We start from the raw sequence: 26,011 nt of genomic DNA, 5'->3' as shown, positions 1-26,011 counted from the left end.
AAAATTTCCATTTCTGTAGTATTATATTTTTATGCATTATTTACTAATGTAATTAATAATGTTATAAAGTAATTTTTCTGCTACAGGATCCTTGTCTAAAAACTCAATAATTCTTAAAGTGGAAAGTAGCATTTTACCATTTCCAAAAGGTGTTTCCATAACATCCGCTGCCCACCATACTTCACCAGGACCAATAAAATGCCTACGCATCCTATCTTTATTAGGAAAATGATCATATCCAATTAAACCAGCAATATAGTTGCCTTCTTGCTTAGCCAGAGCTACATCTGGATGCACATTCTCATATACACCATGCATAATCATTTCTGTAGGTAAACCTTTAAAAACTGGATGATTAGTAACAACATGAGACTTAGCAGCCCAACCTCCTCTTGTTGGCCATTTACCAAACATTTGAGCTCCTAACGGTAATACTTCAGTGGCTGTATCTTTTAGAATTATTGGATCTTCCGGTCCACCCATTTGTTCACCTAAAACTTCAAAAAACACAACATAACCCCCTTCTTGTGCATACCTACGTAAGCTTTCAACAGATGCCCTATATTTTGCGTCCTTTTTTGCAGTTATACCTACTAATACTGGAATGTTTTTATCCAGATCTGGACGGAAAGGGATGAATTCAATTCCCTTTTCATCAAGAAAGGATGTTAACTTATTATCAAAATCCATAACAGCTATTTTAGCCTTAGGTATAGTAAGTTGTTCTTTTGAAAATACATCAAACGATTGGCTATTATTAGAAATCACTTTACCAGACACATTTTTAACCTCAACCTGAACAATATGTGCTCCTTTCCAGTTGTTAGTATTTAATTGATCCATTAAAAAAGTAGAAATTCCATTTTTAAATATTTTATCAAACACCTTGTTAAATACCTCATTACCATTTTCTGAAATAATTTTTACCGAAACCGTTACATGTTCATTAGGCAATTCGCTAACCCCATAAACTTCCAACTGAGCACCTTTTTCTCCGTAAACATTTCTGGGCAAAATACGTATTGGAGTTATCTGTTCTTGATTAGCTTCCATAGTCATATCGTACACCAAGGTTTTTGGGTTGCGCCATAAATCCAACAGACCTGCACCTATAACCCAATCACCACCGACAAGAGCATGTACACAATAGCCTTTTACAACATCGTTTAAACGGGTAGCTTCAATCATACGCTTATTAGCAATTCCATGCATTTTTTGCTGCTCCAAATAAAAATCTTGAACATTGGGATAAATTTCATCAAAACCAACTTTTTTTAGGGCTGTTATATAACCATCATTTAATTCTTTATGATAAATAGATGGTGCTACTATTGGATTGCCTTTTGATTCAAATTCTTTAATATTGGAAATCAAATCTGGTGTACTACCATACCCTAATTCAGATATATAAGACATCATTCCTGGAACCACATTTTTACCATACGATTTCACCCCTTGTAAGCCCAAGGCTTCTTTCTTCTTATTAGTTTGTGCAGTTGCTAAATAACCATCAAACTCCTTCTCATCAACTTGAGAACCACTATAGTGGTGTATATCATTAAACTTTTTAGATGTTCTTTCAAATGGCAGAAAAATGTTAGCGCCTTCTCCCCAACCGCCAGATTCATCTAAAATCATACGTGTTGGATCTAATTCTCTTGCTAAGACAGACATAGAATTTAACATTTGAGCCAAAATAGGTCGGTTAATTTCATTGAATAACTCCCATTGTACTATACAAGTTCTATTTCTATTACTTAATATGGTTTTACGCAATTCGTTTTCTACCACAAAAGGCAATCTTGGTGTAGAGATTGGTCTGTGCATGCATTCTACAACCAAACTTCCCACAGTTAACACACCCATTTCATCACAAAGATCTAACCACATTTTTGGCGCCGGTTTACGCCATGGCCTAATCATATTAAAGCCCGCTTCTTTAGCCAGTTTTATTTCTTTGATGGCCATTTCACGAGAATCTGGGTATCCTAACTTTGTAGGGTAAAGTCCTTCAAAAAATGCAGCTTTCAAATAAATTGATTTTCCGTTTAAATGGAACTGATCATTAACAACAGTAAATTCACGCATTCCAAATTTATGTGACCATTGGTCTGAAACTTCACCATCTTTTTTTATAGTCACTTCTGCTTTATACAGAAATGGGTTATTTGGTGACCAATAGGTTGCGTTAGGAATGCTTATATTCCAGTTCAATGCATTCATTCCTGGAAAGGATTCTATATTTCCTTTTTTTGAAGCAATCACTTCCCTGTTTTTTGATAGAATATTTACAGTTACTTCAACCTGTTCAGTAGTGATTTCCGTATTTTCAATTTCTATATTAAATACAGCTGTATTAGTGTCAATTTTAGGCTCAATGAATACATCTTTTAGCCCTATAGTTCCTTTAACTTTAATAGATACTGGTTGCCAAACACCTCCAGTAATAGCACCACGCCACATTGGAACTTCCTGCCTACCTAAACCATCAATATATTTGTCTGTAAGTATTATTGGACTAATAACCCGAATTACAAGTGTGTTCTCTTCTCCCATTTTTGCTAGATTGTCAACTCTAAAAGAAAATGGTGTATATCCGCCTTCATGAAATCCAACAACTTGATCATTCAACCAAAATTCAGATTTATAATTAACAGCATCAAAATTTAATTCTATAATCTTTCCCTCCCAGCTCTTGGGTACATTAAACTTTTTCCTATAAAAACCAACTCCTTCATAGTTCTTATTATATTCCTCCCAGCAACTTGGAACATTTATTTTGCGGAAATTTTGTTTTTCATAAACATCATTCTTATACCAATCTTCACTAATTCCTTGGTTGGTATCGTCAAAAATAATATCCCATTCTCCGTTCAATGACATTTCGTTCTCTGGTTTGGTTTGAGAGTTACAGCTAAAACCTAAAACTTGAATAAAAATAACTAGCATTGTTTTACAGAAGAACTTCATTTGTTATAATGTTTTAAAATATGGGTTGTTTCAATAAAAATGTAATAGTAAACGGAATATCTCAAATTTACGAAACAAATATTGAAATTCCGGAAAGCAAAAAGGTCACAATAACTATCTAAAATGAATCAAGATTTATCAAAAAAAACTATCATAGACGCTAAAAAGGAATATCTAAGAATCATCAACGTAATAAAAACATTTAAAATGAAATAAGTAACTGTAAATACAACTTCTGTTTTAGTATTTTAGTTATTAGATTATAAAACAAAAACACTGATAATTAAAAAATTATCAGTGTTTTCATGTACCTAAACTTAGTTTGTCGGGATGACAGGATTTGAACCTGCGACCACACGGCCCCCAGCCGTGTACGCTAACCGGACTGCGCCACATCCCGTTTAAAAATTGTTTTCAAAGAAACATATTTTTATAAAAATACAAAAGCCAAAGTATTTAAACTTTGGCTTTTGTTTATTAAAAAATCTTCTTAATTATAAGTTGAAGTAGAAACTTCAAAAGTTGAATCTTTAGCAGCTAAATAACGTTCTGCATCCAAAGCAGCCATACAACCAGTACCTGCAGCCGTAACTGCCTGTCTATAAACATGATCTGCAGCATCACCAGAAACAAATACACCTTCTATATTTGTTTTTGAAGTTCCAGGCGTATTTATAATATACCCTGTTTCATCTAAATCTAAAAACCCTTTAAAGATATCTGTATTAGGTTTATGACCAATAGCCACAAAGAATCCTGTTACAGGAATTTCATGTTTTTCACCAGTTTTATTATTAAATACTCTTACTCCAGTTACTACTTGTCCATCTCCTAAAACCTCATCTGTTTCAGTGTTGAATAAAATTTCAATATTCTCAGTATTTTTCACTCTTGCAGCCATTATTTTAGAAGCTCTGAAAACATCTCTTCTAACAATCATAGTTACTTTTTTACATAATTTTGATAAGTAGTGTGCTTCTTCACAAGCGGAATCTCCAGCACCAACAATTACTACCTCCTGGTTTCGGTAAAAAAACCCGTCACATACAGCACAAGCCGAAACTCCACCTCCCAATTTCAAATATTTCTGTTCAGAATCCAATCCTAAATATTTTGCAGATGCTCCGGTAGAAATAATTACCGTATCACATTGAATCTCTTTAGTATCATTAACCCATACTTTATGTATACTTCCAGAAAAATCAACTTTAGTAATCCAGCCATCTCGAACATCGGCATCAAAACGTTGTGCTTGTGCCTGAAGCTGCATCATCATTTCTGGCCCTGTTACACCATCTGGATATCCAGGGAAATTCTCAACCTCATTAGTTGTGGTTAATTGTCCACCTGGTTGTGTTCCTTGATATAAAACAGGATTCATATTAGCTCTTGCAGCATAAATGGCAGCAGTATATCCTGCAGGTCCTGAACCTATAATTAGGCACTTAACTCTTTCAATTGTATCAGACATATTTTTATCTTAATTTAATTAAACAAATGTAGAATTTTTAAAGAAATCCTTACTTATAAGTTATCAACAGTTTTTATAAAAATATAAACTATAACTATATAAGAAAGTAGCTCCAAACTACACCCTTTCTCCTTTATTAGACGCATTTTCAATTAAATACCCTTATTATATTTTATAACAAATTGAATTATACACTTTTAATATTTTTTATTGCTTTCAATACAATAATCGAAATTTAATATTTATGATTAAAGTCTTACATATTATTTTTTTTTGTAACTTGTTATAAACCAAAAAACTTACCATCATGAGAAACAGTGTGTTACTTTTAACGGTCTTTTTATTTATAGCGTTTTCTTGTAATAATACAAAAGAAAAAACCGACATAACTTCCGTAAATTCTAATGAAGAAAGTAGTCTTTCACTGAAAGGCACTTGGGAAAGAACTAGTTTTTACAATTACAATGATGGCGTGGTTACTGACACCTTTAAATCAAACGAGGCTAATAGACATATTAAAGTTTTCACTAATAAAAATGTTATGTGGTGTAGAAATATTTCTGCTGATTCCTCTGAGTGGTTTGGTTATGGAAGTTATAAGGTAACAGATACTCTTTTAACTGAAACTTTAGAATATGGTTCTATAAAAATGAGTCAGTTTATTGCAAAAAACCCTGAATTTGTATTTAAATATAATTTAGAGAAGGACAAATTCAGCCAAATTCAAATAGATGAAGAGGGTCATCCTGTTTTTGCAGAAAACTACGTTAGATTAGAATAGTTAATCTAATCCAAACATTTCTACGACATTTTCACCGGTTGATTTTTTATAACCCCTACACATCCCTTTTGTGTTAAAATCCCAAAAGATATTAGCATTTTTGTCTAAAAGAATCATACCACCCTTACCTCCAAGTTTTCCTATTTGGTTGTTCAAAACTTCATGTAAAGCATCTTGTGGGCTTACTTTTTTATACTGAATTAAATTAGACACTTCATGAGCCGCAACAGTTCTAATAAAATACTCGCCCGTTCCAGTTGCGGAAATTCCACAAGTTAAATTATTAGCATAGGTCCCAGCTCCTATAATAGGTGAGTCTCCAATTCTACCATATTTTTTATTGGTCATTCCTCCCGTTGAAGTACCTGCAGCAATGTTACCTTCTTTATCAATGGCAACTGCACCAACCGTTCCATATTTACTATCACCTAAAAAGTTCTTATTTAATATTGAATTATTATCAATTGCATTATCATTTTCTTGCAGCTTAATTCTTTTTAAATCATTATATCCACTACTAGTAAAAAAATAAGTACTATCAACCATCTCTAACCCAAATTGTTCCATAGCTTGTTCAGCTCCTTTACCTGAAAGCATTACATGCGCAGTACTATCCATAACTATTCTAGCCGCCAAAATAGGATTCTTTACATGATTGATACCGGCTACCGCACCACTATTTAGGGTATTGCCTTCCATAATTGAGGCATCCATTTCCTGGTTGCCATCAATATTGTATACGGCACCTTTTCCTGCATTAAATAAAGGTGAATTTTCTAAAACGCAAATAGCAGCTTGAATAGCATCTATAGATGAACCACTGTTTTCTAGAACTTCAAAACCGGAGTCCAAAGCTTCTTGAAGTTTTTGAGTGTAAACTCCTTGAATCTCATCATCAAAATTACCTTTCATTAACCCATCACCAGCACCTCCATGAATAACAATGGCAAATGAGTTTGGTTTGGATTCTGGAGTTCCTTCTTTTCTATTTGAATCATTTATACATGACAAAACTATTCCGAAAAAAATAAAGACTAATGCTAAATTTTTCATATTTCTAATTATTAACTTACATTAAGTTGGCAAAAAAAATGGCATTCATTAACAGCTTGTTAGTGCCATACCAAAAGCCTCTAAAGTTAGTATTGTCAGTAAACACCACAACCTTCCCCTTCCCTCGTTTTTTGACTTGAAAAGGAACAGTCCCCTCTAAAACATTTAAATTAGGCTCTGATACATAACCACTTAACAATGGCTTATTAGCATACTTAATTGGGTTGTTATAACTTAAACTATCTGGTTTAATAAAAATTTTGGTTCTTCTAAACATAGGTAGTTTTTTGTTTTTAAAACCAAAATTTATTGGATGAGATCTATCTAATTCAGCTTCAAAAATGGCTCCACCAATAACTTGTGCTCCTTTAAAATCAGCTTTCTGTTCAAAAGTCACATTATTAGCTGGCACAGCAACTTTCTCAAATTCCAACTCTATAAACTTTTTAGATACTAACCATTTAACCACATCTTTATATCCAATTAATGTGCCACCACTTTTAACCCAGATCATTAGTTTCTCAATAGTTTCAGAACTAAGATTAGGGGTTCCACTAGGTAGTATTAAAGTACTGTATTTTGAAAGATTTACATTTTTCAATCGATACATATCCAATTTAGATAAATTCATTTGGTAACGCTGATCAAAGAGATGCCATATCTCACCAGCGTCATAAGACCTGATCCCATCTCCAACAACCATAGCAACTTTATGGTCCTCCAAAGATTTGAATTGAGGACTTCCTAAATCAATACCTTTTGTTAAACCTGTACTTACTCCTTGAATATTAACACTACTCTCCTTTGCAACCGCAACTAGAAAATCAAACAAATCTTTATCGTTTAATTTCTGACCTTGAATTGGGATTAAAATAGTACCGTAATCATATGATTTGTTACCCAATGAAAAAGGTTTCAAGCCTACTTTTGCCCTAATTCCTCTATCCAATATTTTATTAAGTGCTTTGGGGACATAATATTCATGCCATTCCATAAGATAAGCATAATTACTTCTCGAGGAAACCCGTCCTTCCTGCAGTACAAGACTATTTACTGGAACTCCTATATCATTGGTAGATTTTAACTCTGCATAATCCAAATTAAATGCCATTGGATACGTCCATGCTGAAATATCATAAAACAAACTATCCTTAAAGAAGGTACGTTTTTCAAAAATAGCTTTCACTATTTTACTCTTGGTTTGATTGATGGGAACAATAAAACTGGTCTCTCTTTTAAATGATTTCCCATTAATACTAATATCAGACTTAAGCTTATTAAACTTAATTTCATGTCTCTTTAAAACTTCCGCTAGATGAAAGGTTTTAGCTTGATCTTTTTCATCTCCAAAGACAATGGCTTTAAAATTACTCTTAGTATTTTCAATTCTTACATTATTAAAAAAGTCCTTTTGATAGTTTAATAACTTAACTCGCATATCTTTTCCCGCCATCAATGTTGACAAAGCCGTTTTAAATTGATTACGAATAGTGAATGGGAACGTAAGTAGTCCGTTTACGGTTTCCTGAGCATGTCCTCTAGAACTAGCTTGTTCAAACAAAATTCCAATGGCCCCATTAATATCTGGAAAGGTTGACCCCTTTCCATAGTAATAATCATCAAATCTTTCCTCTGTAAAGTATAAAGAACCAATCTCATCTAAAACTTTGGCATGATAATTAGCAATTTCTTTGGTTAAATCTTGATTAGCTTTGGGTGTTAAAGGGTGCACTCTTGATTGAACTCCAGGTTGAAAAAAGAAGGTGGAGTTGGCGGACATTTCGTGATGGTCCGTCACAATATTTGGCATCCATTCATTATAGGTGTTAATTCGAGCCCTTGACTCTGGCAATTGTACAGGTAACCAATCTCTATTTAAATCGAACCAATAATGGTTAGTTCTTCCTTTAGGCCAAACCTCATAATATTCTCTATCATTAGGGTCCGGATTTATATGCTCACTTTTATTTACATTAACCCAAGATGCAAAACGCTGCAATCCGTCAGGATTCAATGAAGGATCTAACAAAATAACCGTATCCATCAATAATGCCTCAATAGCATCTCCTTGTGCCGCAGCCAAATAATAAGCCAGCAATAAACTGGCGTTTGAGCCGCTAGGTTCATTTCCGTGAATAGAAAACCCTTGATAGACAACCAAAGGCATTTCCTCTACACTAATTTCATTACTTTTGGATTCAATAATTTTTAAATGATTCAACCTAATGTTATCAATATTTTTATGATTTTCTGCTGAAGTTATTGTAAGTAGTAGCAAAGGTCGTCCTTCAAAAGTGTTCCCTCTATCTTCAATAGAAACCCTATCAGAAGCCATACTAATAGCTTTCATATACTCGACAAGTTTGTCGTGAGTAACATGCCATTCACCTACTTGATGCCCCAACACACTTGATGGTGTAGGAATATTAGAATCATAAGTGATATTTTGGGGTAAATGATAGGACAAATCAAATTGATTTTGCCCTCCGGATAATCCCATACAAAAAATTAGAATACCAAATATATAAGGTCTCATATCTTTAAATATTTATTTTTCTTTAATTCACTATTTATTCGGATAATTATCATCCCAATTTTTCACATGAGGCTCTCCTAACTTACCTAATGATTTTGCGATAATTGTTGAAACCGTCGCATCTCCTGTAACATTTACAGTAGTTCTACACATATCCAAAGGTCTATCAACAGCAAAAATTAAAGCCAAAGCAATTGGCAACAAATCAGAAGGAAATCCAATGGCTTCCAATACAATTACTAACATTACCATTCCAGCTCCAGGTACTGCCGCACTTCCTATAGAAGCCAATAGCGCTGTTAGAATAATCATTAATTGATTGCTAAAAACCAATCCTTCAGGCCATAAAACTTGCATAATAAATACAGCTGCAACCCCTTGATACAAACTAGTACCGTCCATATTTATGGTTGCTCCTACTGGTAACACAAAACTTGATATTTCCTTATCTACACCAACATGTTCTTCTACGCGTTCCATTGTAACAGGTAAGGCAGCAGCACTACTACTAGTTGAAAAGGCTAATAATTGAGCTGGACTTATTCTACTTATAAACCATAATGGCGATTTTTTGGCATAGACGGATATTAAAACCATATAGAAACAAATCATTAGAAATAACCCTAAAACAACAACACCTGAATATTTTAGTAAAGCTAAAAGAATATCAGGATCGTCAGCAGAAACTACTACAGTTGCTAATAATGCAAAAACCGCATATGGTGCAGTTAACATAATTAAATCTACCATTTTCAGAACCACTTCATTAAGCGAATCAAAAAAGTTTTTCAATGGTTTTGCTTTCTCCTCTGGCACCAATAATAAGCATATACCTAAAAGAATAGCAAACACAATAACCTGCAACATAAGCTTATTATTACTCATGGCATATACTGCATTGTCAGGAACCATATCAACTAAAAACTGCAGTGGTCCAGCTTCCTTTTGAGCCTGAGCGTTTGTAAGTATTGTTTGAGCTTTATCACTAGAAGAATACTTATCTTTAAGCATAGTGACCGTTTCTTCTGTAATGCCTTCACCAGGTTTTATAGTATTAACAAGACCTAGACCAATGGTAATAGCGATAACCGTGGTCAAAATATAAATGACTATAGTGCGTAGCCCCATATTTTTGAATTTGGAGATATCCTTTAAGTCTGAAATTCCTTTTATTAGGGAAGCCAAAATTAATGGTACTGCTATAAGTTTTAATAACTTAACAAATATTTTTCCAATGGGCTCAATCCAATCCATTACAAACCCTTGACCATTTACTGAAGCCATTATAAAACCAAAAATGACACCAAGTATCATTCCTATTAATATTTGCCAATGTAATGCTAGTTTCTTCATGCTGAAATCTTAAAGATTAATCTGATTATAAACTTACGGAATTTGTATCACTTAATTTAAACGACTAATCAACACAACCCAATCGATGTTAAGTGAGTTTTGATTTTACTATTTATTATCCACATAATCCAACAAATAAGAAAACCGTTCTGTAAGCATTCCATTCTCAGTGATTTTTGCTCTTTCCAAAACTCCATCTTCATCATTATTAAAAAAGGCAGGAATTACTGATTGCAAAAACATATCTCCAAAACCTTCACTTGCATCTTTAGGAAGTTCACAAGGCAGGTTATCTACGGCCATTACCGTTATAGCATTTTCGTCTTTATAATCAATTTCAGATTCCTTTTGAGGGTTATAGCCATAAACTGGATCTGCAATAGTAGAGGCCCTTAGTGTAGTAGCAACCGGTCCATCAACATCGCAACTAACATCTGCAACTAACTTGATCTTAAAGCCTTCTAGTTTAACATCTTCACGGGTGTATAAATAAGGCGCGCCATCTCCATAAAAATGACCAGCAATATAGAAATCCGTCACCTTTGCAAACCTCATAAAATCTGAATCATAATCTTCAGGGTTATTAAAGAAATCAAATACATCATCAATTACATTTCCGTCTTTACGCTTGTTGTAATCAAGTACATCTATTTTACAATATACTGGCTCATCGGAAGATTCATTTATATAAGTATCTACTGAAACCTTTTTAATATTCATAGCATCTAACATTTCTTGAGCTCCATTAGCCACCTTTCCACTTCCAGTAAGTAATATTTTAATATTTGGTAATTTAATAGCCTTTAGCTCTAATACCAAAGCTTTCTTATCAGCTAAAGTTTCTGCCTTTGGTAAGTCCCAAGAATTATATTTGAGACCCCAAGCCCTAAATCCGTTGTATGCTCCAACTACTCCAGCATAAAACCCAAAACCTATTAATCTAAAACCTTCTTTATTAACAATTGTTTCATGATCATACAACTCAATATTTTCTTTCAAAATGGCTTGGAGCAATTTTCTATTATAAGGTTGTTTTTTGATAGTATGTGAAAAGAAGAAGTACTTTTTATTAGGTATTAGATCATCTATAGGCACTTCTTTCACGCCTATCAAAATATCGCAATCTGAGATATCTTCCGTAACCTGAAAACCTCTTTTACTATAGTTTTCATCAGGAAAAACCCTAATATCAGAAGACTCAATTTTAAATTCAATTTGAGGAAATTCCTTTTGAGCTTTTTCAAGAATCTCAGGAGAAAACACCACTCTACGGTCTGGTGGATTTTTACGTTCTTTTATAATGCCAATTTTCATTATTGATGACTTTTATATATGACTTTGTTTAGCTTTAATTAGTCAGGTTAAGTTTTAAAAGAATATATCAAGGCCTCTCTTAAAATACTTATTGGGTGTTGTGATTGTCGGTTTGTACCATCCATTATTTGATGGCGACAACTGGTGCCCGAAGCGGCAATTAGAACATCTTCACTCATGTTTATTATTTTAGAAAACAAGGTGTCTTCGCCTATCTGCATGCTAATTTGGTAATGCTCTTTTTCATAACCAAAAGAACCTGCCATTCCGCAACAACCTGAATTAATAATACTTACTTTATAATTCTTAGGGAGATTTAACAGTGCAAATGTAGGTTCAGTGCTGCTCAAGGCTTTTTGATGACAATGTCCATGAATTTTTACCGTTCTATCCTCATTGGTAAATTGATTTTCTTTAATTTTTCCTCTTAATGATTCCTGTTTGATAAACTCCTCAAATGTGAACGTATTTTGAGCTATATTTTGAGCATCAGTTTTATTATTTGCCAACCTTAAATATTCATCTCTAAATGATAAAATTGCTGAAGGTTCAATTCCAATTAAAGGTATTTTCTCAGAAACTAAACCATTGAAAATAGATACATTCTTATCAATTATCTCTTTAGCTTCATCTAAAAACCCTTTTGAAATAAGGCTTCTACCACTTTCTTCGTGATCCACAATATTCACTTTATAGCCTAATTCAGAAAGTAATACGAAGGCGTCAATACCTACCTGAACATCATAATAATTAGTAAATTCATCTACAAACAGATAAAGTTCTCCTTTATCAAATTCATTGTTTTTAGAATTGGCTTTATTTATAGAATACCACTTTCTAAAAGTAATCGATGCCAATTTAGGAATACTTCTTTCCGGAGCAATACCCATAATACTTTTTGAAATACCCGTGTTTAATAATGCATTTGTAAGTTTTGGAAATCTACTCCCAATCTTATTAAACTTCACATTATTAGCGATCATTTTTGTCCTAAAAGACGGTGGGTTTTCTTTCTGGTATTGATATAAGAATTCGACTTTAAAACTTGCAACATCAACATTACTAGGGCACTCACTTGCGCAGGCTTTACAACTTATACACAAATCGAAAACCTGTTTTAAGGCTTCATTATTAAATCGATTCTTTTTATCCGAAGTTGTTAAAAACTCTCTTAGAGCGTTCGCTCGTGCACGAGTAGTATCCGTTTCGTTTTTAGTAGCTCTATAACTAGGACACATAGTGCCACCAGCAGATACTGGCTTGCGGCAATCTCCTGAACCGTTACATTTTTCAGCAGCTCTCAAAATGCCTTCAGAACCAGAAAAATCGAAAATGGTTTCTATTTCTGGTTCTACTCTATCAACTTCATATCTTAAAGATTCATCCATAGGAAAAGCATCAACAATCTTACCCTTGTTAAAAATGTTATTAGGATCGAAAGCATTTTTTATCCTTTGTAATAATTGATAATTAGATTCACCAATCATTAATGGCAAAAATTCTGCCCTAACAATACCATCACCATGTTCACCACTAAAAGAGCCTTTATATTTTTTTACCAATTTTGCTGTTTGAGTTGTAATCTCTCTAAATAAACCTACATCCTTAGATTCTTTTAAATTTAAAATAGGCCTTAAATGAATTTCACCTGCACCAGCATGTGCATAATAAACAGCCTTTTGCTTGTAAGCAGTCATCATTTGTGTGAATTCAGAAATATAATTTGTTAAATCTACTAATGCCACAGCAGTATCTTCAATACAAGCAACAGCCTTAGCATCTCCAACAATATTTCCTAAAAGGCCTAATCCTGCCTTTCTCAACTCTATAGCTTTGTTAATATCCTCTCTATATAACTTAGGGTGTGCATAACCAAATTTGTTAGTTTTTAAATCTTGTATAAGCTTTTCTACCTTTGACTCTAAAACTTCATCTGAATCAGCCCTTACTTCCAACATTAAAATGGCCTCTGGATCATCCTCAATGAAAAATCTATTTTTAATTTGTTCTCTATTATTTTTGGTACAATCAAGAATAGTTTTATCCAATAATTCACAAGAATATAAGTTGTGCTTCATAGCAACCACAGTAGCTTCTAAACTTTCTTGAACACTCTTAAAATGAGGTATTATAAAGACTTCTTTTTCTGGAGGAAGATCATCTAACTGTAATTTTATTGATGTAGTAAATGCTAGAGTACCTTCACTGCCACAGAGTAATTTGGCAACATTCAGTTTTTCAGATAATCCATCATTTGTGTTTACGTCCAACAAGACATCAAGAGCATACCCCGTGTTTCTTCTATGAATGGATCTTAACGGAAATTCTTTATGTATTTCTGACTGAATTTCTTTCTTCGAAAGTTCAGAATATAAAGTTTTATAAATAGAACTTTCCAAATCTTCACCTTTTGCTTTTTCCTTTAAAGCCTCCTTTTTTAAACTGTTAAAAACACACTCAGTACCATCAGACAGAATAGTCTCTAGCTCTAAAACTTTGTCTCTTGTAACACCATACTTAATTGAAGTTGAGCCGGAAGAATTATTTCCTACCATACCCCCAATCATACATCTATTACTTGTAGAAGTATTGGGAGAAAAAAACAAACCATGAGGTTTTAGAAAAACATTAAGTTCATCTCTAATCACTCCAGGTTCTACTACAACGGTTTTTGCTTCGACATCAAAATCTAGAATATTCGTAAAATACTTAGAAACATCCACCACAATACCATCCCCCACACATTGGCCAGCCAATGAAGTTCCAGCGGTTCTGGGAATAAGCGTCGTTCCCTGCTCATGAGCAAATGCAATAAGTTTCTTTATATCGTTCTTGTCCTTCGGATATGCTACTGCTAATGGAATTTTACGATAAACAGAAGCATCTGTAGCATAAATACTTTTATGTAAATCATCAAAATAAAGTTCGCCTCTGAGCTGAGAAGTAAGTAGCTTTAAGCTATTATTGATGTTCAAATCTGGCATGAATTGTTTTGAGCTAATATAATTCATTCATAAAAGAAAGCCTAGACTAATTTTTTATTATAGATAAAAAATATAGTACTTTATGTTTTACATTATGGTTATTTTAAAAGTGAAATTTTTAATACCTTTCTACAAATTAAGAATGCAGGTTCCATCAGAATATTTATATAGAAACCAAGGCATTACATTCAACTAAAAAATCAATATACTACACTAAAATAGGGTATCATGAAGAACTTATTAAACCCATTTAACCTTTCAGCTCCATTTAATAATTCAAGTTCTGGTCTATCAGGGTGGATTAGTAAATCGGATAAGGTAATAACAATTAACTCTCCAGTAGATAATCTCCCTATTGGTGAAGTTGAATTAACTAATGAGGAAGGATATAAAACTTTAGTTTCAAAAGCACAAGAAGCTTTTCCTATTTGGAAAGCAATGCCCGCTCCTAAAAGAGGTGAAATTGTTAGACAATTTGGTGATGCCTTAAGAATAGAAAAAGAAAACCTAGGTAAGCTTGTAAGCTATGAAATGGGGAAAAGTTTACAAGAGGGATACGGAGAGGTTCAAGAAATGATTGATATCTGCGATTTTGCGGTTGGATTATCTAGACAATTATACGGACTGCAAATGCATTCTGAGAGGCCTAACCATAGGATGTTTGAACAATGGCATCCGCTTGGTATTGTTGGTATTATTTCCGCTTTTAATTTCCCGGTGGCTGTTTGGGCTTGGAATAGTGCCTTATCCTGGGTTTGTGGAAATGTTTGCTTATGGAAACCTTCAGAAAAAACACCTTTTTCCGCTTTAGCGTGTCAGGAAATATTTAAAAAAGTTCTAAAGAAAAATAATTTACCAGAAGGTATTTCTAACGTTATCATTGGCGATAGCGACATTGGGAAACTTATGGCATCAGACCCTAACATTGCATTGGTCTCTGCCACTGGCTCCACAAGAATGGGAAAAAGCGTTGCTGAAACTGTTGGCAAACGTTTAGGGAAATCTATTCTAGAATTAGGAGGCAATAATGCTATTATTGTAACAGAAAAGGCAGATTTAGATACAGCTATTGCTCCAATTGTATTTGGTGCTGTAGGTACTGCTGGTCAAAGATGCACTACAACTAGACGCTTAATAGTTCATAAAAGTCTTTATAAAGGCCTTCTTAATAAACTCGTTAACGCATACAAACAATTACGTATAGGTGACCCTTTAAATGAAAATAATCATGTTGGCCCTTTAATTGACTCCCAAGCAGTTGATGCTTATTTAAAAACCATTAATGAAGCACAAAAACAAGGTGGAAATCTTGCTTATGGCAATGAAGTCTTAAAAGGAAGTGAATACAAATCAAATTGTTATGTAAAACCAACAATCATTGAGGCTAACATCGATATGCCTATTGTAAAGCACGAAACGTTTGCCCCCATTCTTTATGTGTTTTCATATGAAACATTAGAAGAAGCTATTACCATTCAAAACAATGTGCCACAAGGTTTATCTTCAGCTATTTTCTCAATGAATATGCAGCAGGCTGAAATGTTCTTATCTCATGCAGGTTCAGATTGTGGAATAGCAAATGTAAATATTGGAACATCCGGTGCTGAAATTGGAGGTGCTTTCGGTGGTGAAAAAGAAACTGGTGGAGGAAGAGAAAGTGGTTCAGATTCTTGGAAAGCATACATGAGAAGACAAACCTGCACCGTTAATTATGGCAACGAAGGATCTCTTGCTCAGGGTATTAAATTCAACTTATAATACCATATAGAAATCAGAAAAGGCTATTCTAAACAAGTTTGTTATTTGCGGTTCTCATGGAGTATAATGCTTTAAAAATATGTGATTCAAAGGCTGAGGACATTCTAAAAAGGCTGTTTAACATTAAAGGAACTGCCTCTAAATTACCGGGTGAAGTTGATTTTAATTTTAGAATTCATCTAGAGAATCATGAGGAGTATGTCTTAAAAATATCTCGTCCTGATCAAGATTATAATCTCCTAGATTTTCAACAGAAACTTCTATTTCATATTGAAAACAATAATGAAATATTAATTATACCTAAACCCATTCGTGATATAGATGGAAATTATATTTCAGAAATCACTGATGATTTTGGAAACAAACGCAAAGTCAGGTTACTAACCTGGATTCCTGGAGACTTGTGGAATAGTATTAGTACTTATTCAGATGGATTGAAATTTACCTTAGGACAGCAATGTGGTCTTCTAACAAAATCATTGCAGGGGTTTGATCATAAGGAAGCTCATAGAGCATTTGTTTGGGATGTTGCGCAATCATTGTGGACAAAGGAATATCTTTACTTGTTTTCAGGTGAAGAAAAAGAGATTATCCAAAATTTTCAAAGGCTGTTTGAAAAATCTCAACCATCATATTCAACTCTAAGAAAAGGCATTGTTCATAATGATGCCAATGATAACAATATAATTGTTTCATCTGATTCTTTTAGTCCTTCGGTTAAAGCAGTTATAGATTTCGGGGATTCATGTTACACACAAATTATTAATGATCTAGCAATAGCTTGTGCTTATGCCGTAATGAATCATAATGACGTATTAGAAGCAGCTTTACCCATAGTTAAAGGTTATCATTCCGCCTTTCCATTGTTGGAAGTTGAATTAGAGCATTTATATAATGCAGTTGCAATGCGTTTAATAATTTCGGTTACAAAATCTGCTATAAATAAGATTAAAGAACCTAATAACAAATATTTATTGATTAGTGAAAAACCTGCTTGGGAAGTATTAAAAAAGTGGCATATAATTGATTCTAATTTTGCCCTTTTTAGTTTTAGAAATGCTTGTGGATTTAATGCACACCCTAATGAAAAACTATTTTTAACTTGGTGTAAAAAGTACACTTTTAATGTATCAGATTTATTTCCATCTATATATAGTAACAATATACTTCCCATTGATTTAAGTGTATCGAGTAAATGGATAAATCAAGTAGATGACTTCAATAATTTAAGTTTATTAGAATCCAAAATAAAAGAGTTTCAAAAAGAAGTTCCACATAAAATAATAGCGGGTGGTTATTTAGAACATAGGTCAATTTATACAACAGACTCTTATACAAAAGCAGGTAATTCAGGCATAAAAAGGAGAAACATACATTTGGGTGTTGATTTTTGGTTACCTGCAAATACCCCTGTACACACAATATTAAAAGGTGTCATTGTTACTTCAACTTACAATTCAGAAAATAAAGGCTATGGTGGGTTAATCATTATAAAGCACTCCTTTGCAGAATTATGTTTTTTTACGTTGTACGGACATTTAAGCCACTATAGTACAACCCTTCATAAAGTTGGAGAAATTGTTGAACAAAACGAAAAAATAGGTGAATTAGGAACTAATTATGAAAACGGCAATTGGGTACCCCATCTTCATTTCCAAATAACTCTATCGCTACTTAATTATATTAATGATTTCCCTGGAGTAACTTATTTAAGTGAATTAGACGTATGGAAGAGTATCTGTCCTAATCCGAACTTATTATTTATACAGGAGAGTTTGTCTAAATTAAATAATATTTAAAATTTAGGAACAAAAAAAAACAGTTAATTGTTTAATTAACTGTTTTTTACTAATATTTGTTGGAGGTGACGAACCTTCATTAAACCTCCAATATCTTATATTATTACTTCAGTTATGCAAATTTCAGCAATTTAAGATAACAATACCTAGCAATTGGAAAAAGTTAAGCAAGTTGTCCTTAGACTAATTACATGGCGTTGTTGCCTTATAAATCACAGCTGATGAGTTTGAAGATATTGAATACTCACACTTGGCCATTATAAAGGCCGATTCTCCATTGTTTAGTTGCAATGTAGCCCCACTTTCATCAGATAAATTAACACGCCCATCAATAACAATAAGAATTTGAGCTGATTTTGAATTACCCACATACGGTTTTTGCCCATTCAACTTAATTTGACTTAATTCAAAGTCTGGCGCAGGACTCTTATAAATTCGCTCCAATCCATCAGATTGGTTATCACCTTTAATAATATTTGGAATAGTTTCTTTAAATGCTACATGTTTTAGCAATTCCTGAACATCAATGTGTTTGGGTGTTAAACCACCTCTAAGCACATTGTCAGAGTTTGCCATTAACTCCATATTTTGTCCTTCCAAATAAGCATGTGGGATACCAGCATCTTGAAAAACGGCATCTCCGCTTTCAACTCTTACTATATTAAAAAAATAGATGGAATAAATCCCCTTATCAATTGACGTTCCAGTTTCATTCTCAATGGCTTTAGCTGCCCAAAACCCAGGATCAAACTTGCTCAACTCTCCCCTTTTGTATAATGGCAAAATTCTTTCTGCCAACGGTTTTAAAACATGATTGGTTTCCTCTTGGCTTTGTTCCATTACAGTTTTGTATAGTCCGTAGTATCCTTTTTCATTAAAAACATGTAATAATTCTGAAAACTCAGGGACTGTACTCAATACTTTTGTGATTTTTTCTTCTGATAAAAACCCGTGTAACAACCAAAACTCGCTCAAAGCCACCATGATCTCAGGCTTATGATTGTCATCTTTATAATTTCTATGAGGAGCAGATAAGGGTATTCCCAATTCATTTTCATGTTTAAACCCTTTTTCTGCTTCAATTTTGGTGGGATGCACTTGAATTGATAACATGTCGTTTACGTCAAGAACTTTAAATAAAAACGGAAGTTTTCCAAAAGTGCTTTTAACTTTTACGCCTAAACTCTCTTCCAAATGATGGTTTAAAAAAGCATCTAAATTAACATCCCCCTCTGCACTTTGTATTACCGATGGGGCATTAACATGAGCACCCATCCAATATTCAGCGTATTTTTTATCCTCTTTTGAAATACCTAATAGGTTAGGGATATACTCATTGCCTCCCCAAGCATAGTTTTGAATTTTTCCTTTTAAAGCAAAAATCTTTGTCATAGTTCTCATTTATCTTTTTAATATTCGAATCGAATTAGAGCGAATTATTCATTCACGGCAACCACTTCAAATTGTTCTCTAAGTTTTATATCCACCGAAGAGCCGCCAATTAAAACCTCAAAGGTTCCTTCTTCAACTGTCCAATTCATTTCTTTATCTAAAATAGCCAAATCGTCTGGATGAATAGTAAAATTAATGATTTTTGTTTCACCAGGTTTTAGAGGTACTCTCTCAAAACCTCTGAGTTGAGAATCATAGGTGGTTACACTGCTTACCTTATCTTTAATATACAACTGTACTATCTCATCTCCTGCCCTATCTCCTGTGTTTTTCACTTTAAATGACACTTCAACATTAGCCTGAGCTTTTAATTTAGTGGGAGTTACTACTAAATCGCTGTATTCAAAAGTTGTATAACTCAATCCGTATCCGAAAGGATATAATGGTCCCAACACACGCGTATTACCATATCCGTTTGGTCCTGCACCTGGTTGTCCTGCTTGTGACCCTGGCTTAAATGGAAAATTAAAAGGAATCTGCCCTACTGTTTTTGGAAACGTAACTGATAGTTTTCCTCCTGGGTTATAATCACCAAACAAAGTTTCTGCAATAACATCACCTGCTGCCGTACTAGGGAACCACGCTTCTAAAATAACCGGTAAAAATTTGTTTTCCCAGTTTATGGTTAACGGCTGTCCGTTTATAAGTACTAAAACCACAGGTTTTCCAGTAGCATATAGAGCTTGTACCAGTTGAAATTGTCTCCCTGGCAACCCTAAACTTGTTCGTGATTTTGTTTCGCCCACGCGTTTTTCATCTTCACCAACTACAGCTATCACAATATCTGATTGTTTTGCTTTTTCAACAGCCGCATCAATATCCGATTGTTCTTTAGAGGATAATGGCACTGGAATTATTTCACTACCTGGCCAGTTTTCATCTACAATATCGCAACCTTTATCATGGCTTACATTTGCATTGTTACCGGCATAATTCTTTATGCCTTGATATACCGAAACCGACGGGTTGAATGCCGGGCCATATCTGCTATAAGTAAAACTTACTTCATCTGCCAAAGGTCCCGTTACCAATATATTTTTCACTTTATTAACATCAAGCGGCAATAAATTATTCTCATTCTTAAGCAGAACTAAAGATTCTCTATTTATCTGTTTAGAAAGCACTTCATCTGCTTCAGTATGCACTAATTTATCTGCCTCTTTAGGGTTTTCAACATAAGGCTTATCAAATAATCCTAATCTGAATTTCACTTTTAATACTTCTGAAACCAAACCATCTATGGTTTTCATTGAAATCTTCCCTTCTTTTATTAATTCCCGTAACGGTTCTATAAAAGATTCTGGTGTTCTGAAAGTAGTACGAACATTTAAACCTGCTTCAACTACCTGACGAACAGCTTCTTTGTAATCTTTAGCTACTCGGTGCTTATCAGACACATACTCTACGGCTTCACTATCTGAAACCACATAACCATCAAAACCATATTTCTCTCTTAACAATTCGGTTAAAAAGTAATAACTAGCTGAAACAGGCACACCATCATAATCGTTATAACTGCTCATAACTCCCATAGGTTTAGCTTCCTCAAGGACTCTTTTAAAAGGATATAAGTGCAACTGAAACATTTCTCTAGGGGCCACATGTGGGTCAGTTCTGGCATCACCATCTCTAGCACCTTTCGGAATACTATAAACGGCAAAATGTTTTAGTGTTGAAGCAACGCCTTGCGATTGTATCCCTAATGTCATTTGTTTACCCATTTCGGCAATATGAAAGGGTTCTTCGCCATAACACTCTAAAACACGTCCCCAACGTTGGTCTCTAGCAACATCTAGTATAGGCGCATAGACATTTGTATACCCTAGAGCCTTGGCCTCTCTACCAACCATTTCCCCAGCTTTTCTAACTAGATTTTTATTCCATGTACTCCCTATTCCTATAGGTGCTGGTAAGGGTGTTGCTTTTTCATGGCACAACCCATGCACACCTTCATTTGTAAAATCTACCGGGATTCCGAGACGTGTTTCTTCTATAAACCATTTTTGGACTTTATTTATAGATTCAGCGTGTATGCTATAAGGGTATGCGTAAGGTGTATGTGTTTTTTCTTGATTCCAAATGGTGTTTAAGTGTTCATCAATATTGGCAATACCATCTTTCCAAACCCTATTTTTCCAGTTCGGAGTTGGAAACTCATCTTCTAAAACACGTGAAAAACCATACAAAGTAGCCATTTGGCAGGTTTTTTCGTTAACATTCATTAAAGAAATTAGATTAGATACCCTATCATCTATATGAGCTTTAGAATCCTCATAAACATCTTTTACTCCATTTTTATTAAAATCAATCCAGTCTTTATGGTAAATAGATTTCTTACCAGTTTTCATTCCTATGAATAAAAATGATATTGCTAAAACAACTACTATTTTATATGACTTCATAATTTAACTTTATTACTTGGAATATTAAAACTATTTGAATTTCCTTTTTTAATTAGTCATTCGGGAAACCATCAGGTAAAGGAGGTACATTTAAAACCTCTTCCATGTTTGGTTTTCGGTTTGATTCTGTTCGGGCATCGCCGTACCAGTACATTCCAACACCATATCCCATTTCACAATCTGTACCAGACCAAACTTCCATATCCAACTTCAAATTACTACCAAAAGGCATCACATCTAAAGCTCGGGTACGGGTTTCTGTACTGTAACCTTGAGTATTACGCGTACCTATTGCTTTTTTCCTGTTTATTTTGTTATAAATATGCGCATGAGGCTGTGCATGGAACGGATGCTCATAAAAATCTGTACTCATCCCACCCCAAGAATAGGCATAATAATCTTCAGTACCTGTTCCAAAAATTGAAGGAAATGTTTCATTATCCACCCATATTCTTTCATCACCTTCACCCCACCATTTCTTTACCGGATTCATTATGGTAAGAGCATCTCCTACATATACTCCGCGTCCTTTTATGGTTATATAATTCCAATCTGAAAACGGCCTTGTAGAAACTGGATATTGACCTCTCCAAGCTGCATTGAAATACATAGATTGATTATCCCATTTCCAATCTTTAATGTTCGCTTCTAAAGACACATTGATTGCTCTATTACTGAAGTTTAAAAGGGATACTTTTCCAGAATTCTTATATGGCATGACCCAACGGCAGGAAAGAGCTCCATCTTCCGATACTGTTCTGTACCAACCTTGAAATGGGTTTAAGCCAATTCCTGAACCAAAAAAATCTCCTATAGGACACCAAACAGTTTCATGCCCATCAAATTCAATTTTTAAAACAACTTTTCTTGTGATTTCAGGGTCTTGATAATCGTCTAATTTTAATGATAATGAATGAATAGCCGCTTGCCCTTTTGGTAAACTTATTTCCTGTTCATTATTAGATTTTATTTTACCATTGAAAGAGACCATATGCCCTTTAACATCATTTTTAGGGTTTAATAAAGATTCAGAAACACTTTTAATCAAGGCATGGTTTTCGTTAAACTCTTCCATACTGAAAGTTTTAATCTTAGTTTCTGCTTTATACTCCCTAAAAGTAAACTGATAGAAAAAAGGTCGTTTGCTAGTGGTTATTTTACAACTCTTACTATAAGGAATTGGAAAAAAAGAAACTGCAGATCTCAGAGATTTATGTGCCAAAGGAAATGGAATAAAGCCCTTGCCATTAAACACCTTAAACATATTTCCCTCAAAAGTTGGTTTTTCAGCGCCGTCTAAATAAATGCGAATCCAATTATCAGTATCAGGGCTATTAGGTTTTTCAAAAGGCATCCAAGTTCTTACAAGAACCCCAGGTTTTTTATGATCCATTAAAACCCATTCCTTCTCTCCATTATGTTCTTCAATACGTATAAAGTTGGCATCCTTTTCAGAAGAATTATAATCATGATTTTTAAACCATCCCGAAGGCTCCATTTTAGGAGCTTCTTCCTTTATAGATTCTCTATTATAACTACTTTCTTGTTTTAAACGAAAATCTGTTTTTGGGAAAGACGCTAATTTACCCCTATTAACCATGTCTTTCAACAAAGTGGCTATGGTTATAGTTTCTGTTAATTCAGAATTTGATTTAGTGCTACAAGAAAAAAATAGTACTAAAACAAAGAAAACATAATATAAAACCTTAAAGTATTTCACTATTTAGTACGTAGGCTAATTGGACAATTTATAGACCTTAAAATTATCAACCGTCATATGGTTATTTACAGTTCTAAAACCAAAATGACCAGACGTATAAGGTTCATCATCATAGAAATCTGCCAGTAACTGCTCGTTTCTATAATATTGAATATATCCATTATGGGCAATAATTTTTATTCTATAAGGTTTGTTTGCGGTTAACAAATACTCTTGACTGGTTAAATCATGCTCTGGTAGGAGCGGTCTGTCTCCATTGCCAACATAACGTCTGAAACGTGTTTTGGTGTTAAAATGACCACCTACTCCCATATAATACAACCTTAGACTATCATAATTTGAAAATTTTCCACCACGCTCATCAGAACGTTCAAATAGGTTATTCATATTTTTAGGATCTTTTGCCATCCAAAAACAATTTAAATCAGATACTCTATCCTGAGGTCCTCCTTGGTCTATAACCAAAACATCATACTCAATCATTATGGGGCCTTCAAATTGATTTTTAAGCCAAATAGTACAACCAGAAACGTCTGTTATTTCTAACTTACCATCATTTATCTCTGCTTTACCCCCTGCCATTTGTTCAATAACCCAATCTTCTAAATCATTATCAAATTCATTAAGATAAATCAATTCCGCATGTACTTTTAATTTGTCATTAATAGTAACTTCTTTGGCATTATCGCATCCACAAATAAACAGAAACACAATTATTAAACAATGCTTTATTAAACTTGATTTTAGTGTTTTCATTTGTTTTAATTAATCTGTTCTATTAATATTACACTCCAGGGGGCTATTTCTTGTTTAAATGATAACTCCCCATTTTTCCCTGTGCTAACAATATTGGTTTTTAAATTGCTTGCCACACGTTTCATAACTTTTATTTGCTCTCTAGTTGGAGGCTCTGGTTTGCCCATAGATTCCCAATAACTATGAATATTGCCATGATCTTTATCTAAAACCTCAATTTTAAATTGAGTTCCAGGTTTTAAATTAGTTAAAGTAAAATTTAGTTCTTTAGAGGTCCCTTTACTTAAATACTCATAACTTTTATAACCAGCAGGAGCAGCATTTTCAGCTTCTTTAGGATAATTATAAGCTAAAGCCTTAACTTTTCCATTACCGCTATCTTTACTTATAAACAAATAATCATCTTTATATAATTTTTCATTTCCTAATTGATTGAGCATTCTATATGCATGATATGAAGGTTTTACCAAACCTTGAAAATTTATCATTCCGAACCCTCCATGAAAAATACTTGCTGCACCACCTTTTTCTTCAAAAATATCAGTAAACGTCCAGAAAGCTAATGAATTAGTTAAACCTATACAATCTAAATTTGTTTTTACTATGTAGGCAGCCGCAGGCAGTAAATCATGCATTTTATCTCTACTACTTGGACTTGTATTCCATTCGGTTAAATGAATCTCCGCATTGGGATACGGGCTGTTTTTAATAATTCTATTCAGCCATTCAAGATCCAATTTAGTAGATTGGACAAAACGGGTTAAACCTCTACCTTTTCCTGTCTCTGGGTTAAATGCATAGTCTGTAGGATAAGGGTGTGTAGTTACAAAATCTACAGGTAGGTTTTCTTTATTACAGAATTTTAGAAAATCTTCAATCCATACCCCATGCCATTCTAAGCCATTAATATCATCTGAATTAAACACAGCTTCAGACACCTCATTATTTGTAAGCTCACCATCAAAACGTGTATCTGGAACAAAATTACTGGTTGAAGGTCCTCCAACCCTAAGTCTTTTATCAATAGATTTTACGGCAATTGCTGACTGTTTATATAATTCGAAATATTGTGATTTTGTTCCATCCCAGAAATGTGGATACAAATTGGGCTCATTCCAAACTTCGAAATACCAAGTTAACACCTCATCTATTCCGTATCTATCTACACAATGCTGGGTAAACGCCTTTACCAAATCATGAAACATTGTAAATGATTCCTCCTTGGGTGTAACATTAGCTTTCCACCATTTAAAAACTGTTTTTGAGTTTTCGGCTGCAAGAAGTTTTGGAAAAAAACCAAGCTCAACAAAAGGCTTCACCTTAAGATCTAACATCCGATCAAATACATCATCTATGTATTGCCAATTGTAAATAATTTTTCCATTTCTGCCTTCAAAAACTGGAAACATGTCATCATGAAACAGTCCATGAAAGCGTACGTACTCAAATCCACAGTTTTCTTGCACCACTTCAAGCTGCTCTAGCCAACCAGCGCGTAAAGCTTCATTGGCTCTACCTGCACCTACACATTTGCTCCAATAAGGTTCAAAATCTTCTCCTTTTTCCTGAATATTAATAGTTATTTGTTCTTGTGCTTTTAAGTTAAAAAAACTTACTACCAATAAGAATATAATTGCATTAATTTTAATATACTTTTTCATA

15 protein-coding genes and 1 tRNA gene are annotated in these 26,011 nt (G+C 33.8%); 3 read left to right on the top strand and 13 right to left on the bottom strand.

Annotation, left to right across the window (positions count from 1 at the left end):
- Positions 1 to 36: 36 nt before the first annotated feature.
- The 3 genes from FUA22_RS04100 to trxB all read right to left on the bottom strand — a co-directional run bounded on the left by FUA22_RS04100 (position 37) and on the right by trxB (position 4,441).
- Positions 37 to 2,949, bottom strand: coding sequence for a glycoside hydrolase family 2 protein (locus FUA22_RS04100; RefSeq protein WP_170309838.1), 2,913 nt, complete (start codon positions 2,947 to 2,949; stop codon positions 37 to 39).
- Positions 2,950 to 3,295: 346 nt separating this feature from the next.
- Positions 3,296 to 3,370: transfer RNA gene (locus FUA22_RS04095), tRNA-Pro, on the bottom strand.
- Positions 3,371 to 3,460: 90 nt separating this feature from the next.
- Complete coding sequence (gene trxB / locus FUA22_RS04090; protein ID WP_147766547.1) at positions 3,461 to 4,441, bottom strand: thioredoxin-disulfide reductase; 981 nt, start codon at positions 4,439 to 4,441, stop codon at positions 3,461 to 3,463.
- 307 nt (positions 4,442 to 4,748) lie between these two features.
- On the opposite strand from trxB, the gene FUA22_RS04085 reads away from it, so the two are divergent.
- Positions 4,749 to 5,222: a hypothetical protein gene (locus tag FUA22_RS04085; protein ID WP_147766546.1), complete on the top strand. Its 474-nt coding sequence runs from the start codon at positions 4,749 to 4,751 to the stop codon at positions 5,220 to 5,222.
- Here FUA22_RS04085 and FUA22_RS04080 read toward each other — a convergent pair whose 3' ends face one another.
- From FUA22_RS04080 to FUA22_RS04060, 5 genes are all read right to left on the bottom strand, one after another.
- Positions 5,223 to 6,275, bottom strand: a complete 1,053-nt coding sequence (locus FUA22_RS04080; RefSeq protein WP_147766545.1) for an isoaspartyl peptidase/L-asparaginase family protein — start codon at positions 6,273 to 6,275, stop codon at positions 5,223 to 5,225.
- Between the two features lie 16 nt (positions 6,276 to 6,291).
- Positions 6,292 to 8,811: a M14 family metallopeptidase gene (locus FUA22_RS04075; protein ID WP_147766544.1), complete on the bottom strand. Its 2,520-nt coding sequence runs from the start codon at positions 8,809 to 8,811 to the stop codon at positions 6,292 to 6,294.
- A gap of 30 nt (positions 8,812 to 8,841) precedes the next feature.
- Positions 8,842 to 10,164, bottom strand: coding sequence for a dicarboxylate/amino acid:cation symporter (locus FUA22_RS04070; RefSeq protein ID WP_147766543.1), 1,323 nt, complete (start codon positions 10,162 to 10,164; stop codon positions 8,842 to 8,844).
- A gap of 108 nt (positions 10,165 to 10,272) precedes the next feature.
- The gene (locus tag FUA22_RS04065) at positions 10,273 to 11,478 is read right to left on the bottom strand and encodes an NAD(P)-dependent oxidoreductase (protein ID WP_147766542.1); all 1,206 of its coding nucleotides are present in this window, start codon (positions 11,476 to 11,478) and stop codon (positions 10,273 to 10,275) included.
- A 47-nt stretch (positions 11,479 to 11,525) separates the two neighbouring features.
- On the bottom strand, positions 11,526 to 14,462 hold the full coding sequence (locus FUA22_RS04060) for an FAD-binding and (Fe-S)-binding domain-containing protein (RefSeq protein ID WP_147766541.1): 2,937 nt from the start codon (positions 14,460 to 14,462) through the stop codon (positions 11,526 to 11,528).
- Between the two features lie 228 nt (positions 14,463 to 14,690).
- Here FUA22_RS04060 and amaB point away from each other — a divergent pair, with 228 nt between their 5' ends.
- Positions 14,691 to 16,220, top strand: a complete 1,530-nt coding sequence (gene amaB, locus FUA22_RS04055; RefSeq protein ID WP_147766540.1) for an L-piperidine-6-carboxylate dehydrogenase — start codon at positions 14,691 to 14,693, stop codon at positions 16,218 to 16,220.
- A 56-nt stretch (positions 16,221 to 16,276) separates the two neighbouring features.
- On the top strand, positions 16,277 to 18,019 hold the full coding sequence (locus tag FUA22_RS04050) for a phosphotransferase (protein WP_147766539.1): 1,743 nt from the start codon (positions 16,277 to 16,279) through the stop codon (positions 18,017 to 18,019).
- Between the two features lie 183 nt (positions 18,020 to 18,202).
- On the opposite strand, the gene manA is transcribed toward FUA22_RS04050, so the two are convergent.
- From manA to FUA22_RS04025, 5 genes are read right to left on the bottom strand one after another with little or no spacing between them, the layout of a single operon-like run.
- Complete coding sequence (gene manA / locus FUA22_RS04045; RefSeq protein ID WP_147766538.1) at positions 18,203 to 19,411, bottom strand: mannose-6-phosphate isomerase, class I; 1,209 nt, start codon at positions 19,409 to 19,411, stop codon at positions 18,203 to 18,205.
- Between the two features lie 44 nt (positions 19,412 to 19,455).
- Entirely contained in the window at positions 19,456 to 21,873 is a 2,418-nt protein-coding gene (locus tag FUA22_RS04040; protein WP_147766537.1) for a glycoside hydrolase family 3 N-terminal domain-containing protein, read from the bottom strand.
- Positions 21,874 to 21,925: 52 nt separating this feature from the next.
- Positions 21,926 to 23,593 carry a glycoside hydrolase family 172 protein gene (locus FUA22_RS04035; protein WP_206667086.1) on the bottom strand — a complete coding sequence of 556 codons (1,668 nt, stop codon included), beginning with the start codon at positions 23,591 to 23,593 and terminating at the stop codon, positions 21,926 to 21,928.
- A 15-nt stretch (positions 23,594 to 23,608) separates the two neighbouring features.
- Positions 23,609 to 24,349: a DUF6250 domain-containing protein gene (locus FUA22_RS04030; RefSeq protein ID WP_147766536.1), complete on the bottom strand. Its 741-nt coding sequence runs from the start codon at positions 24,347 to 24,349 to the stop codon at positions 23,609 to 23,611.
- Between the two features lie 5 nt (positions 24,350 to 24,354).
- Positions 24,355 to 26,010, bottom strand: a complete 1,656-nt coding sequence (locus FUA22_RS04025; protein WP_170309837.1) for a GH39 family glycosyl hydrolase — start codon at positions 26,008 to 26,010, stop codon at positions 24,355 to 24,357.
- Position 26,011 lies beyond the last annotated feature (1 nt).

The organism is Seonamhaeicola maritimus (assembly GCF_008056315.1).
In the GTDB taxonomy this organism is placed as follows: domain Bacteria; phylum Bacteroidota; class Bacteroidia; order Flavobacteriales; family Flavobacteriaceae; genus Seonamhaeicola; species Seonamhaeicola maritimus.
This window is presented reverse-complemented; position numbering and strand designations above follow the sequence as displayed.

Coding starts and splice junctions, on each gene's coding strand:
- amaB (WP_147766540.1), top strand. CDS start 14,691: ATGAAGAACTTATTAAACCCATTTAACCTTTCAGCTCCATTTAATAAT.
- FUA22_RS04050 (WP_147766539.1), top strand. CDS start 16,277: ATGGAGTATAATGCTTTAAAAATATGTGATTCAAAGGCTGAGGACATT.
- FUA22_RS04065 (WP_147766542.1), bottom strand. CDS start 11,478: ATGAAAATTGGCATTATAAAAGAACGTAAAAATCCACCAGACCGTAGA.
- trxB (WP_147766547.1), bottom strand. CDS start 4,441: ATGTCTGATACAATTGAAAGAGTTAAGTGCCTAATTATAGGTTCAGGA.
- FUA22_RS04085 (WP_147766546.1), top strand. CDS start 4,749: ATGAGAAACAGTGTGTTACTTTTAACGGTCTTTTTATTTATAGCGTTT.
- manA (WP_147766538.1), bottom strand. CDS start 19,411: ATGACAAAGATTTTTGCTTTAAAAGGAAAAATTCAAAACTATGCTTGG.
- FUA22_RS04060 (WP_147766541.1), bottom strand. CDS start 14,462: ATGCCAGATTTGAACATCAATAATAGCTTAAAGCTACTTACTTCTCAG.
- FUA22_RS04070 (WP_147766543.1), bottom strand. CDS start 10,164: ATGAAGAAACTAGCATTACATTGGCAAATATTAATAGGAATGATACTT.
- FUA22_RS04030 (WP_147766536.1), bottom strand. CDS start 24,349: ATGAAAACACTAAAATCAAGTTTAATAAAGCATTGTTTAATAATTGTG.
- FUA22_RS04080 (WP_147766545.1), bottom strand. CDS start 6,275: ATGAAAAATTTAGCATTAGTCTTTATTTTTTTCGGAATAGTTTTGTCA.
- FUA22_RS04100 (WP_170309838.1), bottom strand. CDS start 2,949: ATGCTAGTTATTTTTATTCAAGTTTTAGGTTTTAGCTGTAACTCTCAA.
- FUA22_RS04075 (WP_147766544.1), bottom strand. CDS start 8,811: ATGAGACCTTATATATTTGGTATTCTAATTTTTTGTATGGGATTATCC.
- FUA22_RS04040 (WP_147766537.1), bottom strand. CDS start 21,873: ATGAAGTCATATAAAATAGTAGTTGTTTTAGCAATATCATTTTTATTC.
- FUA22_RS04025 (WP_170309837.1), bottom strand. CDS start 26,010: ATGAAAAAGTATATTAAAATTAATGCAATTATATTCTTATTGGTAGTA.